The sequence below is a fragment of the Pseudomonas sp. IT-P44 genome, from assembly GCF_949768225.1.
Taxonomy (GTDB): domain Bacteria; phylum Pseudomonadota; class Gammaproteobacteria; order Pseudomonadales; family Pseudomonadaceae; genus Aquipseudomonas; species Aquipseudomonas migulae.
In genome coordinates, this window is record NZ_CATKQM010000016.1 from 84,675 (window position 1) to 99,709 (window position 15,035).

Annotated in this window: 15 protein-coding genes; 6 read left to right on the forward strand and 9 right to left on the reverse strand. The window is 61.1% G+C overall.

All coding sequences use genetic code 11. From position 1 onward, the window contains the following. Positions 1-264: 264 nt before the first annotated feature. Both ACM6IO_RS10340 and ACM6IO_RS10345 read left to right on the forward strand, forming a co-directional pair. A complete protein-coding gene (locus ACM6IO_RS10340) occupies positions 265-1,158 on the forward strand; it encodes a PA4780 family RIO1-like protein kinase (RefSeq protein ID WP_192419787.1) in 894 nt (297 codons plus the stop codon). Between the two features lie 175 nt (positions 1,159-1,333). Further along, complete coding sequence (locus ACM6IO_RS10345; protein WP_414911411.1) at positions 1,334-2,584, forward strand: MFS transporter; 1,251 nt, start codon at positions 1,334-1,336, stop codon at positions 2,582-2,584. Here the strand turns inward: ACM6IO_RS10345 and cueR are convergent. The 3 genes from cueR to ACM6IO_RS10360 all read right to left on the reverse strand — a co-directional run bounded on the left by cueR (position 2,538) and on the right by ACM6IO_RS10360 (position 5,914). Next, positions 2,538-2,951, reverse strand: a complete 414-nt coding sequence (cueR, locus tag ACM6IO_RS10350) for a Cu(I)-responsive transcriptional regulator (protein WP_008031313.1) — start codon at positions 2,949-2,951, stop codon at positions 2,538-2,540. The two genes, ACM6IO_RS10345 and cueR, sit on opposite strands and share 47 nt — an antisense overlap. Beyond that, positions 2,948-5,341 (reverse strand): heavy metal translocating P-type ATPase, encoded by a 2,394-nt coding sequence (locus ACM6IO_RS10355; protein ID WP_414911412.1) that lies wholly within the window; start codon positions 5,339-5,341, stop codon positions 2,948-2,950. Before ACM6IO_RS10355 ends, cueR begins: the two co-directional genes overlap by 4 nt. 189 nt (positions 5,342-5,530) lie before the next feature. Further along, positions 5,531-5,914: a hypothetical protein gene (locus ACM6IO_RS10360; protein ID WP_008038759.1), complete on the reverse strand. Its 384-nt coding sequence runs from the start codon at positions 5,912-5,914 to the stop codon at positions 5,531-5,533. 147 nt (positions 5,915-6,061) lie between these two features. On the opposite strand from ACM6IO_RS10360, the gene ACM6IO_RS10365 reads away from it, so the two are divergent. Next, a complete protein-coding gene (locus ACM6IO_RS10365) occupies positions 6,062-6,259 on the forward strand; it encodes a cation transporter (protein WP_008031318.1) in 198 nt (65 codons plus the stop codon). 220 nt (positions 6,260-6,479) lie between these two features. Further along, positions 6,480-7,676: a multidrug effflux MFS transporter gene (locus ACM6IO_RS10370; protein ID WP_008031320.1), complete on the forward strand. Its 1,197-nt coding sequence runs from the start codon at positions 6,480-6,482 to the stop codon at positions 7,674-7,676. Between the two features lie 8 nt (positions 7,677-7,684). Here the strand turns inward: ACM6IO_RS10370 and ACM6IO_RS10375 are convergent, their stop codons facing one another. From ACM6IO_RS10375 to ACM6IO_RS10385, 3 genes are all read right to left on the reverse strand, one after another. After that, positions 7,685-7,855: a hypothetical protein gene (locus ACM6IO_RS10375; RefSeq protein ID WP_008038760.1), complete on the reverse strand. Its 171-nt coding sequence runs from the start codon at positions 7,853-7,855 to the stop codon at positions 7,685-7,687. Positions 7,856-7,989: 134 nt separating this feature from the next. Continuing rightward, entirely contained in the window at positions 7,990-9,003 is a 1,014-nt protein-coding gene (locus tag ACM6IO_RS10380; RefSeq protein ID WP_008031324.1) for a zinc-binding alcohol dehydrogenase family protein, read from the reverse strand. Between the two features lie 29 nt (positions 9,004-9,032). Then, the gene (locus tag ACM6IO_RS10385) at positions 9,033-9,326 is read right to left on the reverse strand and encodes a putative quinol monooxygenase (protein ID WP_008038762.1); all 294 of its coding nucleotides are present in this window, start codon (positions 9,324-9,326) and stop codon (positions 9,033-9,035) included. A gap of 118 nt (positions 9,327-9,444) precedes the next feature. On the opposite strand from ACM6IO_RS10385, the gene ACM6IO_RS10390 reads away from it, so the two are divergent. Next, positions 9,445-10,374 (forward strand): LysR family transcriptional regulator, encoded by a 930-nt coding sequence (locus ACM6IO_RS10390; RefSeq protein ID WP_008038763.1) that lies wholly within the window; start codon positions 9,445-9,447, stop codon positions 10,372-10,374. Positions 10,375-10,690: 316 nt separating this feature from the next. Next, positions 10,691-11,425 (forward strand): ArsR/SmtB family transcription factor, encoded by a 735-nt coding sequence (locus ACM6IO_RS10395; protein WP_008038764.1) that lies wholly within the window; start codon positions 10,691-10,693, stop codon positions 11,423-11,425. A 127-nt stretch (positions 11,426-11,552) separates the two neighbouring features. Here ACM6IO_RS10395 and ACM6IO_RS10400 read toward each other — a convergent pair whose 3' ends face one another. From ACM6IO_RS10400 to ACM6IO_RS10410, 3 genes are all read right to left on the reverse strand, one after another. Then, a complete protein-coding gene (locus ACM6IO_RS10400; protein ID WP_008031333.1) occupies positions 11,553-12,506 on the reverse strand; it encodes an adenosine deaminase in 954 nt (317 codons plus the stop codon). A gap of 81 nt (positions 12,507-12,587) precedes the next feature. Then, on the reverse strand, positions 12,588-13,553 hold the full coding sequence (locus ACM6IO_RS10405; protein ID WP_414911413.1) for an isopenicillin N synthase family dioxygenase: 966 nt from the start codon (positions 13,551-13,553) through the stop codon (positions 12,588-12,590). Positions 13,554-13,696: 143 nt separating this feature from the next. Continuing rightward, positions 13,697-14,779: a BMP family ABC transporter substrate-binding protein gene (locus ACM6IO_RS10410; RefSeq protein ID WP_223413724.1), complete on the reverse strand. Its 1,083-nt coding sequence runs from the start codon at positions 14,777-14,779 to the stop codon at positions 13,697-13,699. Positions 14,780-15,035 lie beyond the last annotated feature (256 nt).

Here is a 15,035-nt window from a genome sequence, read left to right on the forward strand (position 1 = left end):
TGTTGAAAAAAATCTTGCGAACGGTAGGGACCGGTATGTCGGATTCTGTCGCAAATCCCCTCGCATCCCTTCTCCAACAAGTGCTGCCGGCTCGGCTATGATCCTTGGCGGCCGATGAGCATCGGCGGGTTTGCCGGGTTTTTTCGGCACATTGTGTGCATCCGCAACGTTCATAGGTCGGTAACCCCTCCCCCGAATGAGTGGATTGCCGTATAACGAATGACTTTCGCGTGTTTGGTAATAAAGGACCCACAATAAAAGCTGATGAAGACTCCAAAACGCATTGAACCCCTGATCGAGGACGGTCTGGTCGACGAGGTGCTGCGCCCACTCATGAGTGGTAAAGAAGCAGCTGTTTATGTGGTGCGCTGCGGCAACGAGTTGCGTTGCGCGAAGGTCTACAAGGAGGCGAATAAACGCAGTTTCCGCCAGGCGTCCGAGTACCAGGAAGGTCGCAAGGTACGCAACAGCCGTCAGGCTCGGGCGATGGCCAAGGGCTCCAAGTTCGGCAAGAAAGAAACCGAAGACGCCTGGCAGAACGCCGAAGTGGCGGCGCTGTTTCGTCTGGCCGGTGCGGGTGTGCGGGTTCCTCAGCCTTACGACTTCCTTGAAGGTGTGCTGCTGATGGAACTGGTGGCCGACGAGTACGGCGATGCCGCCCCGCGTCTGAACGACGTGGTGCTGGAGCCGGACCAGGCGCGCGAATATCACGCATTCCTGATCTCGCAGATCGTGCTGATGCTGTGTACCGGCCTGGTGCACGGTGACCTGTCCGAGTTCAACGTACTGTTGACGCCGACCGGCCCAGTCATCATCGACCTGCCGCAAGCGGTCGACGCGGCGGGCAACAACCACGCGTTCAGCATGCTGGAGCGCGACGTGGGCAACATGGCGTCCTACTTCGGGCGGTTTGCCCCGGAGTTGAAAAAGACCAAATACGCCAAGGAAATGTGGGCCCTGTACGAAGCCGGCACCTTGCACCCGGCCAGTGTCTTGACCGGCGAGTTCGACGAACCGGAAGAGTTGGCCGACGTCGGCGGGATCATGCGCGAAATCGAGGCGGCACGCCTGGATGAAGAACGCAAACAAGCGGTACGCGCAGCAGACGATGCGCCACCGAGCAAAACCGAAGAACCGCCTCCACCGTGGATGCAGTGATCGGTTGAAAAGAAACCCGGCTTCGGCCGGGTTTTTTTGTTCGGGATGAAGACTCGGGACCGCGTCGTTTGGTTCTCGGGCAAGTCGGATCGCCGCACCGCTCGCTCCTACAGGTTCAACGCTGTCCTTGTAGGAGCGAGGCTTGCCCGCGAAGACGTCAACCCAGGCAACCCAAATGTGTCATACCCACCACACTCAAGGACTGAATGTGAACACCTCCATCCGCAACGCCCGACTGATCATTGCCGCCCGTCTGGTCTCGGACTTCGGCGCGTTCCTCAACATGGTCGCCCTGGCCACCTACGTCTACCTGCTCAGCAACAGCGCCATGAGCGTCGGTATCTTCCTCGCCAGTCGCGTGGGCGGAGGGATTTTCGCCAGCCTGATCGGCACGAGTTTTTACCGCCGCTGGGCCGGGCGCCTGCCGTTGATCGCGTTCGACCTGCTGCGCGCCGGATTGCTGGGCCTGCTGCTGGTGTTGCCAGTCAGCCAGCAAGCGCTTTTGCTGCCGGTGATCGCTTTTGGCCTGGGCTTGGGCAATTCAATGTTCGCCATCGGCCTCAACAGCCAGTTGCCGCACTTGATTGAAGGCGATCAACTGCTCAAGACCAACGCCTGGATCACCTCCGCATCGTCGGCGGCGATGGTCGGCGGAAGTCTGGTGGCCGGCTTGTTGGTGGCGGCGTTCGGCTTTGAAACAGTCTTTGCGCTGAACGTGGTCACTTACCTGCTGGCCGCGTTGTTCATCCTGCCGCTGCGGTTTGCCGGACCGTCTCCCAGTGCCGGGCCCGATCATGAACGAGGCGAATGGTCAGCGCTGCGCCAAGGTCTGCGCACCACACCGGTGGTGGCCGCGATGCTCGCGGTCACCATGGCCGACACTCTGGGCAGCGCTGCACACAACGTGGGTTTGCCGATCATTTCAAAATTGCTGACACCCGAATCGGCCAGCACCACGCTGGGCCTGATGCTGGCGGTCTGGGCCAGCGGAAAATTGATCGGCGCACGGATTGCCAGTCGCCTGAAAGGCTCGGACAACGTGAACCTGGAGCGACGGTATTTCTTCGGCGTGTTGCTGATGTCCTGCGGCTTCATCCTGATGTTCCAGCAGCAAACGCTCTACGGTTTGTTGCTGTTCTCACTGCCGGCAGGGTTGGGTGACGGCTTCTCGGAAGTCGGCCTGATGTCGCGTCTGCAACGTGAACCGGACAACCTTCGCCTGCCGATTTTCAGCTTTCTGACGTTGCTGCAAATGACCGGGTTCGGCATTGGCATGCTGATCGCCGCGCCGTTCTATTCATGGTGGACGCCCGGCGCGGTGGTGTTGTTGTTCCACGGCATTCCCCTCACCACCCTGTTGATGGTGAAGGTGCTCGCGATCAGGGGTGAGCGGGTACGGCGCAGCAGCCCGACTCAAGATTTTTGAGGATCGGGCAGTCCGGGCGGTGATCGCCCTGGCAGTGCTCGACCAGGTCCTGCAACGTGTCGCGTAACTGACCAAGTTCGAGGATTTTCTGGTTCAGCTCGTCGATGTGCTGACGAGCCAGTGCTTTCACATCGGCGCTGGCGCGTTGGCGGTCCTGCCAGAGGGTCAGCAGTTTGCCGACCTCTTCCAGGGAAAACCCCAAATCCCGCGAACGCTTGATAAAGGCCAGCGTGTGCAAGTCGTCAGCGCCGTAAACCCGGTAACCGCTGTCGGTGCGATGAGCTGCCTTGAGCAAGCCGATGGACTCGTAATAACGGATCATCTTCGCGCTCAGGCCACTTTGGCGGGCTGCTTGGCCGATGTTCATCGGTTGTCCTCCAGATCCTTGGGTTTCCAGGTTTTCAACAGTAACGCATTGCTCACCACGCTGACGCTCGACAACGCCATCGCCGCGCCGGCCAGCACCGGGTTGAGGAAACCGAACGCGGCCAGCGGAATGCCGATCAGGTTATAAACGAAGGCCCAGAACAGGTTCTGACGAATCTTCGCGTAGGTCTTGCGGCTGATCTCCAGCGCTGCCGGCACCAGTCGAGGATCGCCGCGCATCAGGGTGATGCCCGCTGCGTGCATGGCGACGTCGGTGCCGCCGCCCATGGCAATGCCGATGTCGGCGGCGGCCAGGGCCGGGGCGTCGTTGATGCCGTCGCCGACCATCGCTACCACGCCGGTCTTTTTCAATTCGGCGACAGTGGCGGCTTTGTCGGCTGGCAGTACTTCGGCGTGCACGTCGGTGATGCCCAATGCCTCGGCGACCACTTTGGCGCTGCCGCGATTATCGCCGGTCAGCAAGTGGCTGCTGATGTGGCGGGCGCTGAGTTGTTGCACCGCTTGCAGCGCGCCTGATTTGAGGGTGTCACCGAAGGCGAACAAACCCAGCACCGTCGGCGTGGGGTTTTGCTCGATCAACCAGGACAGGGTCCGGCCTTCGGTTTCCCATGCGGTAGCAGCGTCGGCCAATGGTCCCGCGCTCAACCCGTTTTCTTCCAGCAGGCGACGATTGCCCAGCGCCAGGCGCCGACCTTCGAGGTTGCCGGCAATGCCGCGCCCGGTCAGGGACTGGCTGTCGCTGACATCGGCCACGGTCAAACCGCGTTCGGCGCACGCATCCAGAACTGCCTTGGCCAATGGATGCTCACTGCCGCGTTGCAGCGCGCCGGCCATTTGCAGCAGGGCGGCTTCGTCTCCGTCGATGGCGTTCAGATGGGCGATACGCGGTGCACCCGAAGTCAGCGTGCCGGTCTTGTCGAACACCACCGCGCTGACTTCATGGGCACGTTCCAGTGCTTCGGCGTCCTTGATCAGAATCCCGTGGCGCGCCGCCACACCGGTGCCGGCCATGATCGCCGTTGGCGTGGCCAACCCGAGAGCGCAAGGGCAGGCGATCACCAATACCGCGACGGCGTTGATCAGCGCGGTTTCCATCGGTGCGCCGTACAGCCACCAACCGATCAAGGTCGCCAGTGCGATCAGCAGCACCGTCGGCACAAACACCTGGCTGACTTTATCCACCAGTTTCTGGATCGGTGCTTTCGCCGCTTGCGCGTCTTCGACCAGGCGGATGATCCGCGCCAGTACGGTTTCCGCACCCAAGGCCTGGGTGCGAACCAACAGACGACCTTCACCGTTGATGGCGCCGCCGGTGACCTTGTCGCCGGGTTGTTTCGGCACCGGCAGGCTTTCGCCGCTGATCAGCGCTTCGTCGGCGTGGCTCTGGCCTTCGACCACTTCGCCGTCCACCGGGAAACGTTCGCCGGGTTTGACCAGCACTAGATCATTCAGGCGTAAGGCGCTGATCGCCACGTCCTGTTCACGACCGTCGATGACTTGAATCGCCCGCTCCGGGCGCAAGGCTTCGAGGGCGCGGATGGCGCTGGCGGTCTGGCGTTTGGCGCGGCTTTCGAGGTATTTGCCCAGCAGCACCAGCGCAATCACGACGGCGGAGGCTTCGAAATACAGGTGCGGCATGCGTCCGGCGGCGGTGGCCCATTCGTAGAGGCTCAAGCCATAACCGGCGCTGGTGCCGAGGGCGACCAGCAGGTCCATGTTGCCGGCACCGGCGCGTACGGCTTTCCATGCCGCCACATAAAAGCGTGCGCCGAAGATGAATTGCACCGGTGTGGCCAGGGCGAACTGCACCCACGCCGGGAGCATCCAGTGCACGCCGAACGGTTGCAGCAGCATCGGCAATACCAGCGGCAAGGCGAGGGCGATCGCCATGATCAACACCCAACGTTCGCGGTGCAGGCGCTGATGTTGCGTGTCGGTTGACGGGTGTTCGACTTCCCAGACGCTGGCGTTGTAACCCGCCTTGGTCACGGCCGCGATCAGGGTTTGCGGATCGATCTGCCCGAGCAGTTCGAGGTGGGCGCGTTCGTTGGCCAGGTTGACGCTGACGCTTTTGACGCCGGGCACTTTGGCCAGCGCCCGTTCGACCCGACCGACGCAGGACGCGCAGGTCATGCCGTCGATGCTCAACTCCAGACTCTGCTGCGGCACGCTGTAACCGGCTTGCTGCACCGCGTCCATCAACGCCGGCAGGCTGTCGCTGGGCGCTTGAACCCGCGCCTGCTCGGTGGCCAGGTTGACGCTGACCGCCGTGGCGCCGATGACTTTGCTCAAGGCACGCTCGACACGCCCGGCGCAACTGGCGCAGGTCATGCCGGCAATCGGCAGATCAAACGTGGTGGATTCGGACATCGGTCGCACTCCCTGTAGTAGATGCCTACAGGATCAACCTTGCCATGCTGGCAAGGTCAAGCGCAAAGATTGGCGTGGTGATATTTGTAGGAGCGAGGCTTGCCCGCGAAGGCGTCGTATCAGTCGACAAGGATGTGTCTGAAATACCGCCTTCGCGGGCAAGCCTCGCTCCTACAAAATCGTGGTGGATCAGTAGTCGAGGGCTGTCGGCTTGAGGTACATCCCTTCCTGCGTCATCGCAATCCGGAACTTCAACACATCCCCGGCCTTGAGGCTGATGTTCTGCGAGCCCGGCGCCAGCATGCCTGGGTTGCAGCCCGGCGCCTGGCCCGGCAGCAATTTCAGGCGCAGCGAAACGTTGCCTGGCGGCAGGTTGAACGAGGTGCTTTGTTCCTGAAACAGCCGCGCCGACAGTTGATCCTGGATGTACACGCCGATTTCGCAGTTGGTCGACACTTCCAGGCGCTCGCGGGAAATGATCAATACGCCGTAATCCTCCCCGGCAGCGTTGACCGAGGGCACGGCGGCGAAAAGGCTGAGGAAGCCAAACAGGCTGAGAGCTGACCAGCGCATGGCTGAATCTCCTGAGATCGAGTCATAGATGCACGCAGCTTGGCCGAGCGCGACGCCGATTGCCAGCCCGGCAGCTCACTTCAGAACTTGACCTTGCCATGGTGGCAAGCTCGAGACTGTTCGCAACCTCACTAAAGGAGTCATTCCATGCAAGTGTTCAACGTTCAAGGCATGTCCTGCGGTCACTGCGTCAAAGCCATCACTCAAGCGTTGCAAGCCAAGGATCCTGCGGCCAGCGTGCGGGTCGATCTGGCGGCAAAGGAAGTCGGCGTCGAAAGTGCGTTGACCGCGGATCAAGTAATCGCCGCGATCAGCGAGGAAGGCTACGAAGTGAAAGTCGCCTGAAGCAACACGCAAACCACTATAGGAGCGAAGCTTGCTCGCGAATGCGGTTTGTCAGACGGCATTGACGTGGCTGACCCACCGCCTTCGCGAGCAAGCTCTGCTCCTACAGGGGGCGGCGTTTTTCAGGGGTTTTTAATAGTTAGCGAGCTATCGGAATGTTCAAGGCGTCGATGCGCGGCTAGACTGTGTGCCCGCCGACCTCCGTCCCACTGGATACCCGATGAACTTCCGTACCATTTTGATTCTTGGCGCACTTAGCGCTTTTGGCCCGCTGGCAATCGATTTCTATCTGCCGGCGTTTCCGGCCATGGCGCTGGCGTTCGGCACCGATGAACAGCACGTTCAACTGACGCTGGCGGCGTATTTCCTCGGATTGTCCATCGGTCAGCTGATGTACGGCCCTGTGGCGGATCGTTTTGGTCGACGCATTCCGTTGCTGACGGGTGTCGGTCTGTTCACCGTCGCGTCCCTGGCGTGCGCTTATGCGCCGAACCTGGAATGGTTGCTCGGCGCGCGGTTCGTCCAGGCGCTGGGCGGTTGTGCGGGGATGGTGATTTCAAGGGCGATCGTCAGTGACAAATGCGATGCGGTGGGCTCGGCGAAAGTCTTTTCACAACTGATGCTGGTCATGGGCCTGGCACCGATTCTCGCGCCGATGCTCGGCGGGTTGCTGGTCAACACCACGGGCTGGCAGTCGATCTTCCTGGTGCTGACCGGTTTCAGTGCATTGGCCGGGCTGGCCGTGGCGCTCGGCTTGCCGGAAAGCATGCCGGCGAATATGCCACGCCAGCCATTGTCGGGCGCGTTGCGTCAGTACGGTCGGCTGTTGTCGGACCCGGTGTACCTCGGTCACGCCCTGACCGGTGGCATTGCCATCGCCGGGATGTTTGCCTACATCGCCGGTTCGCCGTTCGTCTTCATCAAACTCTACGGCGTGCCTGCCGAGCACTTCGGCTGGTTGTTCGGCACCAATGCGGCGGGGTTCATTCTGGTGGCGCAGGTCAACGCACGGTTGCTGGCCAAGCGTGGCCCGGCGTTCCTGCTGGCGCGCACCGTATGGATCTACCTCGCGGCGGGCCTGACGCTGCTCGCGGTCAGTTCGCTGCACACCGAGCAATTGTGGCCATTGCTGATTCCGCTGTTTATCTGCATCGCCAGCCTCGGTTGCATCCTGCCCAACGCCTCGGCTTGCGCCATGAACGGGCAGGGCGCGCGCGCGGGCAGTGCGTCGGCAATGCTCGGTTGCCTGCAATTCAGCGTCGCCGCCGGAGCCGCGTCGCTCGTAGGTATTTTGTACGACGGCAGCGCCATGCCGATGGCCATGGTCATCAGCCTGTGCGGAGTTCTGGTGGTGAGCATAGCGATGCTCACCCGGCGTCTGCAAAATGCCCGGGCATTGGTGAAAGCCCAGGTGTGAGGAAGGTCTCAGCCGGCAGCGCGTTGCTGCTGGACGGGAATCTGATGAGGGGCGTGCAATCGTGCTTCGAGGGTTCGGGTGAACTCGCGCGCTTCGGCTTCGCTACGGAACGTCACCGCGTGTTGGTCCAGGCGGACCTGCCACTGGGATTTTGCCAATTCTTTTATCAGGATCTTCATTGCTGACCTCCTCGGTTAAAAGATTGCATCGCAGAGGACACGATTGTAGACCCGAATACGACCACAATGATGACAGCGGTCAACCTTCGGACTGACGGTGTCGTCCATTCGGACGACACTTGTATCAATCTGTTTCAGAAGCCTTCGAGGACAATCTTGCCCTTGGATTTGCCGCTCTCCAGCAGCTCATGCGCACGTCGCAAATTCGCCGCGTTGATCGTTCCGAAGTGCTCGCCCACCGTGGTTTTCAACGTCCCGGCATCGATCAGCGCTGCCACGCGGTTGAGCAGTTTGTGTTGCTCGATCATGTCCGCGGTTTCGAACAGCGAGCGGGTGTACATGAACTCCCAATGCAGCGACAGGCTCTTGCGCTTGAGCTTGGTCACGTCCAGCGCCTTCGGGTCATCGATCAGCGCCAGTTTGCCCTGCGGTGCCAACGCCTCGACCAATTGATCCAGATGCTGATCGGTCTGGGTCAGGCTGGCGACGTGGGTCACCGAGTTCACGCCTGCACGTTTGAGTTCTTCGCTCAGCGGTTGGCTGTGATCGATCACCAGATCGGCGCCCAGCTCACGCACCCAGCTCTGGGTTTGCGCACGGGACGCGGTGCCGATGACCTTCAGCCCGGTGAGCTGGCTGGCCAGTTGCGTAAGGATTGAACCGACACCGCCGGCCGCACCGACGATCAGCAAACTCTGGCCTTCATCGGTGTTGCCTTCGCGCACTTGCAGGCGTTCGAACAACAACTCCCACGCGGTGATCGCGGTCAACGGCAGCGCGGCGGCTTCGGCGAAACCGAGGGTTTTCGGCATGTGGCCGACGATCCGCTCGTCCACCACGTGCAGCTCGCTATTCCCGCCGGCGCGGGCGATGGAGCCAGCGTAGAACACCTTGTCGCCGGCCTTGAACAACGTCACTTCACTGCCGACCGACTTGACCACACCGGCCACGTCCCAGCCCAGCACTTTGGCCGCGCCACCTTCAGGCTGCACGTTCTGGCGGACTTTGGTGTCCACCGGGTTGACCGAGATGGCTTTGACTTCCACCAACAGGTCGCGCGGGCCGGCAACCGGCTCTGGCAGTTCGATGTCTTGCAGGGAGTTGGCGTCGCTGATCGGCAACGAGGCGTAGTAGGCAATGGCTTTCATGAGGGGCTCCGCAAAAGTATTTAAGAGAATCAGGCCACGACGCGCAGGCGTTTGAGATCGAAGTGCTCGATCAGGTCGCCGGCCGTGGCACGAAAATGCTGGATGTGTGCACTGGCGTCATGGGCTTGCAGCGCTTCGTCGCTGCTCCACTGCTCGATCATGTAGAAGGCCTGCGGATTGGCCAGGTCCTGATGCAAGTCGTATTGGCTGCAGCCGGCTTCGGCGCGGGTCGGTTCCAGCAGTGCACGCAGGTGTTGTTCGAGGGCGTCCTGCTGACCGGTTTTGGCGATCAGGGTGGCAATGGCGGTAAACGGCTGGGACATGTTCGACTCCGATAACGGGGTGATTTCGATGGGGCAGATGATTGGCTATTTCTCTGCAAGATAAAACCCGCTAAAAGAGCAGTCTCTTTCAATATTTTTTTGATAATCGAGGCTGGAAATGCTGCGTTTCGATGACTTGCAGTTGTTTGTCCGGGCGGCGGACCTGGGCAGTCTGTCGGCGGCGGCGCGGGGGATGGACATGTCGGCGGCGGTCGCCAGTGCGGCGTTGAAGCGCATCGAACAGCAACTCGGTGCGCGGTTGCTCGCCCGCTCCACCCGCAGCCTGCGCCTGACCGCCGAGGGCGAGGGGTTTCTCGAATACGCCCGGGCGGCCCTGAGCAACCTCGATGAAGGTCGCCGCTTGCTGGCCAGCGGTCAGGACCAGGTCAGCGGAGTGTTGCAGCTGTCAGCACCGTCGGATTTCGGTCGCAACCTGTTGCTGCCGTGGCTGGACGAGTTCCAGCGCGAGCATCCGAAGCTCACGGTGCGCCTGCTGCTGGGCGACCGCATCGCCGACCTGTTCCGCCAGCCGGTGGACATCGCTCTGCGCTACGGCGAGCCGGAAGACTCAAGCCTGGTGGCGCTGCCCATCGCACCGAATAACCGCCGCGTGCTGTGTGCCGCGCCGAGCTATCTGGCCCGACACGGCGAGCCCCGGCAACTGGAGCAACTGGCGCAGCACAATTGCCTGCTGTTCATGCTTGGCAGCCGGGTTCACGATCACTGGAGTTTTCACGATGGCAAACGCGAAGTCAGCCTGACCGTCAGCGGTGACCGTTTCAGTGATGATGCCGATGTGGTGCGCCTGTGGGCCGTGGCGGGCGCCGGGATCGCCTACAAATCCTGGCTGGATGTTGCCGCCGATGTGTTGGCCGGTCGCTTGAAAGTGCTGATGCCGGAGCTGATCTGTGAGCGCGCACCGCTGAATTTGCTGTGCGCCCATCGCGCACAATTGAGTAAGCCGGTGAACCTTTTGCGGGAAATGCTCGCCAGCCGATGCGCCGGTTTAAGTAGTCAATTTCCCGTGTTGGCGGTCACCGATCATTAGTCGCAGGTAAAAAGCGAAATTTCACTCAGGAACTATCACCACCAAGGGTTTTCAGAGGGCAGGAACCGACGGTTAACACGCATATACTAGCGCTCGCCTCAGGTACGCACGGTCGATCTCGCCTTGGCGAGTCCGCGTTCGAGTCGGCCAGGCCCGCAGTCGATCGCCGAGCCTTTGCAAAACCCTCAAGGCAATGGCTTGTGTGAGTGGGTGGCTTTGCCCGGGTTGTCGCGGTTTCCGCGTCTTGGCCGACGACACATTACTGGTCAAGATGTCTCTGAGCAGTAGACGAAACGATTCAACAGGGAGTGAATACATGGAACATGCACCTTGCATCAGCCAGATCGCCACGTTGCTGGCTGACCCAAAGCGCAGCGCAATGATGTGGGCCTTGATGGACGGCTCAGCGCGACAAACCGAAGAGTTGGCCTTGCTGGCCGGCCTGTCACCGTCTTCGGCCAGTGCACACCTGGGGCGTTTGTCCGCCGGAGGTCTGTTGAAAGTCGAAACCCGTGGCCGCAAGCGGTTTTTTCGCCTGGCCGCGCCCGAAGTCGGCGCTGCGATAGAAGCACTGGCCAGTGCGACGATTGCCAGCACGCCCCGGGGCATGCCGGACGTTTTCAAACGCGCCGCACCTCTCTCCAAACCTCAGGCGGCACCTTCGTCGCTGTTGCGCGCACGACTCTGCGACGATCATTTGGGGGGCACTTTGGCCGCCGATCTTTACCAGCGTTTGCTGGATACGGGCTGGATCGAACAGTTCGAGCAGCGGGTGTCGATCACCCACAAGGGCGCCACGCAATTGGCCAAGCGCGGTGTGTACGTCCAGGCGCTGGCGCACAGCACCCGTCGAGCCGCTTGCGCTTGCCCCGACTGGAGCGAAAGACGTCCGCACATGGGCGGTTCACTCGGCGCGGCGTTGCTGCAATTGTTCATGCAGTCCGGCTGGCTGAGTTTGCCGAACGATTCGCGAGCCTTGCACGTCACCGCGACGGGGCAGCGTGAAATCCATCGCTTTGCCAAGGAAACCGAGCTGGAAATGGCGTTGTAGGTGCGCAGAGCACGGCCCAATGTGGGAGCGGGCTTGCTCGCGAAAGCGTCGTATCAGTCAATATTGTTGTCGACTGACACTCCGCCTTCGCGAGCAAGCCCGCTCCCACAGGGTAATGCGGTGTGGCTTAGGGTTTGACCAACCGCGCATCCAGGCTGTTTTGCGCCAGGCGTTTGGCCTGATCCTGGGTCATGCCCAGATCGGTGTACAGCGCATGGAAGTTCTCGGTCACATACCCGCCGAAGTACGCCGGGTCGTCCGAGTTCACCGTGACTTTCACGCCGCGCTCAAGCATGTCGAGAATGTTGTGCTGGGACATGTGATCGAACACGCAGAGCTTGGTGTTCGACAACGGGCACACGGTCAACGGGATCTGCTCGTCGATGATCCGCTGCATCAGGCGCTCGTCTTCGATGGCGCGCACGCCATGGTCGATGCGCTGGATTTTCAACAGGTCGAGGGCTTCCCAGATGTACTCGGGCGGGCCTTCTTCACCGGCGTGGGCGACGGTCAGGAAGCCTTCGTGGCGGGCGCGATCAAACACGCGCTGGAACTTGCTCGGCGGGTGACCCATTTCCGAACTGTCCAGGCCGACGGCCACAAACGCATCGCGGAACGGCAGCGCCTGATCGAGGGTTTTCTGCGCTTGTTCTTCGCTCAAGTGACGCAGGAAGCTCAGGATCAAACCGCTGGTGATGCCCAGTTGCTGCTCGCCATCCTTCAGTGCGGCGGCGATACCGTTGAGCACCACTTCGAACGGGATGCCACGGTCGGTGTGGGTTTGCGGGTCGAAGAACGGTTCGGTGTGAATCACGTTCTGCGCCTTGCAACGCAACAGGTACGCCCAGGTCAGGTCGTAGAAATCCTGCGAAGTGCGCAGCACGTCGGCGCCCTGGTAATACAGGTCGAGAAACTCTTGCAGGTTGTTGAAGGCGTACGCCTTGCGCAGGGTTTCGACATCGCTCCACGGCAGGGCGATCTTGTTGCGTTCGGCCAGGGCGAACAGCAACTCGGGCTCCAGCGAACCCTCCAGGTGCAAGTGCAGTTCTGCCTTGGGCAGGGCGTTCAGCCAATCGTACATTGTAGAAATCTCATCAGGTGCAATGCCGGCATTCTACAGGTGCTGACTGCAACAATTGGTAAAACCTGACCAAGAGGTTCATTACCCCGCCTCTTGCTCTCGCCGATAAGCATAGGTGTCGGCGAAGCGCGAGAGCAGGAATTCGGCGCAGGTGGTGGCCGGGTATTTCGCCGGGTGAAGGGCATCCTGACAACCGGGCAGGCATTCGATGCGCGTGTCGGGGTGCGGCTCGGCGAAGAACGGCATCGAGTAACGGTCCACACCCAGCGGGCTGATCACCCGGTGCGGCGTCGACAGATAACGGTCGTTGCTCCAGCGCGCCATCATGTCGCCGAGGTTGACCACGAAAGTGCCTTCGATGGGCGGGGCGTCTATCCAGTCACCTTTGACGTTGCGCACTTGCAGGCCACCGGCCGCGTCCTGATACAGCAGGGTGATGCAGCCGTAATCGGTGTGGGCACCGGCGCCTTGCTGATCTGCGGAGCTGGCGGTTCGGCGCGGCGGGTAGTGGATCATCCGCAGCACGCTGACCGGTTCATGGAAGCGCGTGTCAAAGAAGTCGCGCTCGATGTTCAGCGCCATCGTCATCGCGCGCAACAGGGTTTGAGCCAGCGCTTGCATGTCGACGTAGTGCTGCTCCATCAGCGCTTCCCAACCGGGCATCGAGGGATGACGGTTGGGGCCGCGCAGCGGTTTTTCTGCCAGCACTTGCGGGTGATCGGCCGGCAGGTGCAGGCCCATATCGAAGGTTTCTTTCAGGTCGCTGGGCTTGCTCGGGTCGAGCTGTTCGGTGGCGATGGCGCCGTAGCCGCGATGGTGTCGGGTCTGGGTGATATCGATGCTGAGCTTTTCGGCGGCGGGCAGGGCGAAGAAGCGTCGGGCGTGATCAAGCACGGCGTCGATGCGTGCGGCACTGATCGGGTGACCCTTGATGTAGAAAAAGCCCCACTCGCGACAGGCGCGGTCGATGTGTGTGGCGACGGATTGCCAGGCGGTCTGGTCATCGCTGTAGAGCGGGGCGATGTCGATGATGGGGAGGCTGTTCATGCGCAGTCCTTAAAAACACTGTAGATCCAATGTGGGAGCGGGCTTGCTCGCGAAAGCGGTGTGTCATTCAAAGATGATGTCGACTGAAGCACCGCATTCGCGAGCAAGCCCGCTCCCACATTTATTTGTGTTGGGCTTGAGGGTTACTTCGGTATCTCGGCTTTCATGCCTTCAACGTAGTAATTCATCGAGGCCAGTTCCGCGTTGCTCGCCGTCGCGCCCGCCGCAATTTTCTCCACGCCCGCCTGATCCTTGATCGGCCCGGTAAACGGATGCAGCGCACCGCTCTTGATGTCCGCGATGATCTGTTCGGCCTCGGCTTTCACCGGCGCCGGCACCAGGTCGCTGATCGGCAGTTCAACCGTGCCTTCCTTCAAGCCGCCCCAGTAATCCTGCGACTTCCACGCATGCTCGATCACGCTTTGGGTCGCCTGAATGTAGTGCGGTGCCCAGTCGTTGACGATCGAGGTCAACACCGCTTTCGGCCCGAAGTGCGCCATGTCCGAAGCGTAGCCCACGGCATACACCCCGCGACGCTCGGCGGCCTGGATCGGCGCCGGGCTGTCGGTGTGCTGGAACACCACATCCACGCCTTGATCGATCAACGCGTTGGCGGCGTCGGCTTCCTTGCCCGGGTCGAACCAGGAATTGACCCACACCACTTTGATCTCGGTACCGGGGTTGTATTTGTTCAGGGCCAGTTGAATGGCGTTGATGTCGCGGATCACTTCCGGAATCGGGAACGAGGCGACGTAGCCGATCTTTTTGGTCTTGGTCATTTTCGCCGCGAGGAAGCCGCCGACGTAGCGACCTTCATAGGTGCGCGCCAGGTAGGTGCCGAGGTTCTTGTCCTGCTTGTAGCCGGTGGCGTGCTCGAAGGTCACCTTGGGAAACTGTTTCGCGACTTTCAGGGTCGGGTTCATGTAGCCGAAGGAGGTGGTGAAGATCAGGTCGTAGTTGTCCTTGGCCATGTTGCGGATCACCCGCTCGGCGTCGGCACCTTCGGCGACGTTTTCCACGTACTGGGTGGTGATCTGCGAGCCGAATTTTTCGGCCAGCGCCTTGCGTCCCTGTTCATGCTGATACGTCCAGCCATGATCACCGATCGGGCCGATGTAGACGAAGCCGACTTTCAGCGGGTCAGCGGCGCTGACGGTCAGGCTGGCGCTCAGACCGAAGGTTGCAGCGACGGCGCACAGCAGCTTCTTCAACGGACGTTTATGCATGAATTCCCACTCCATTTTGTTTTGAGGTTGGAGGGGGTAATGCAAATTACTGACCAACAGGACAACAAATATCCGAAGCCGTGCGATGGCCTTCGCGGGCGAGCCTCGCTCCTACAAAAGCAACGCCGACCTGTAGGAGCGAGGCTTGCCCGCGAAGAGGCCCACAAGGCCAATAAAGTGCATGGCCATGCAGGGTTGCCATCCACTGGTGCGCTAAGGTGTCACGAAACGCCCGCAGTCAGTCGGCGGTCAACAT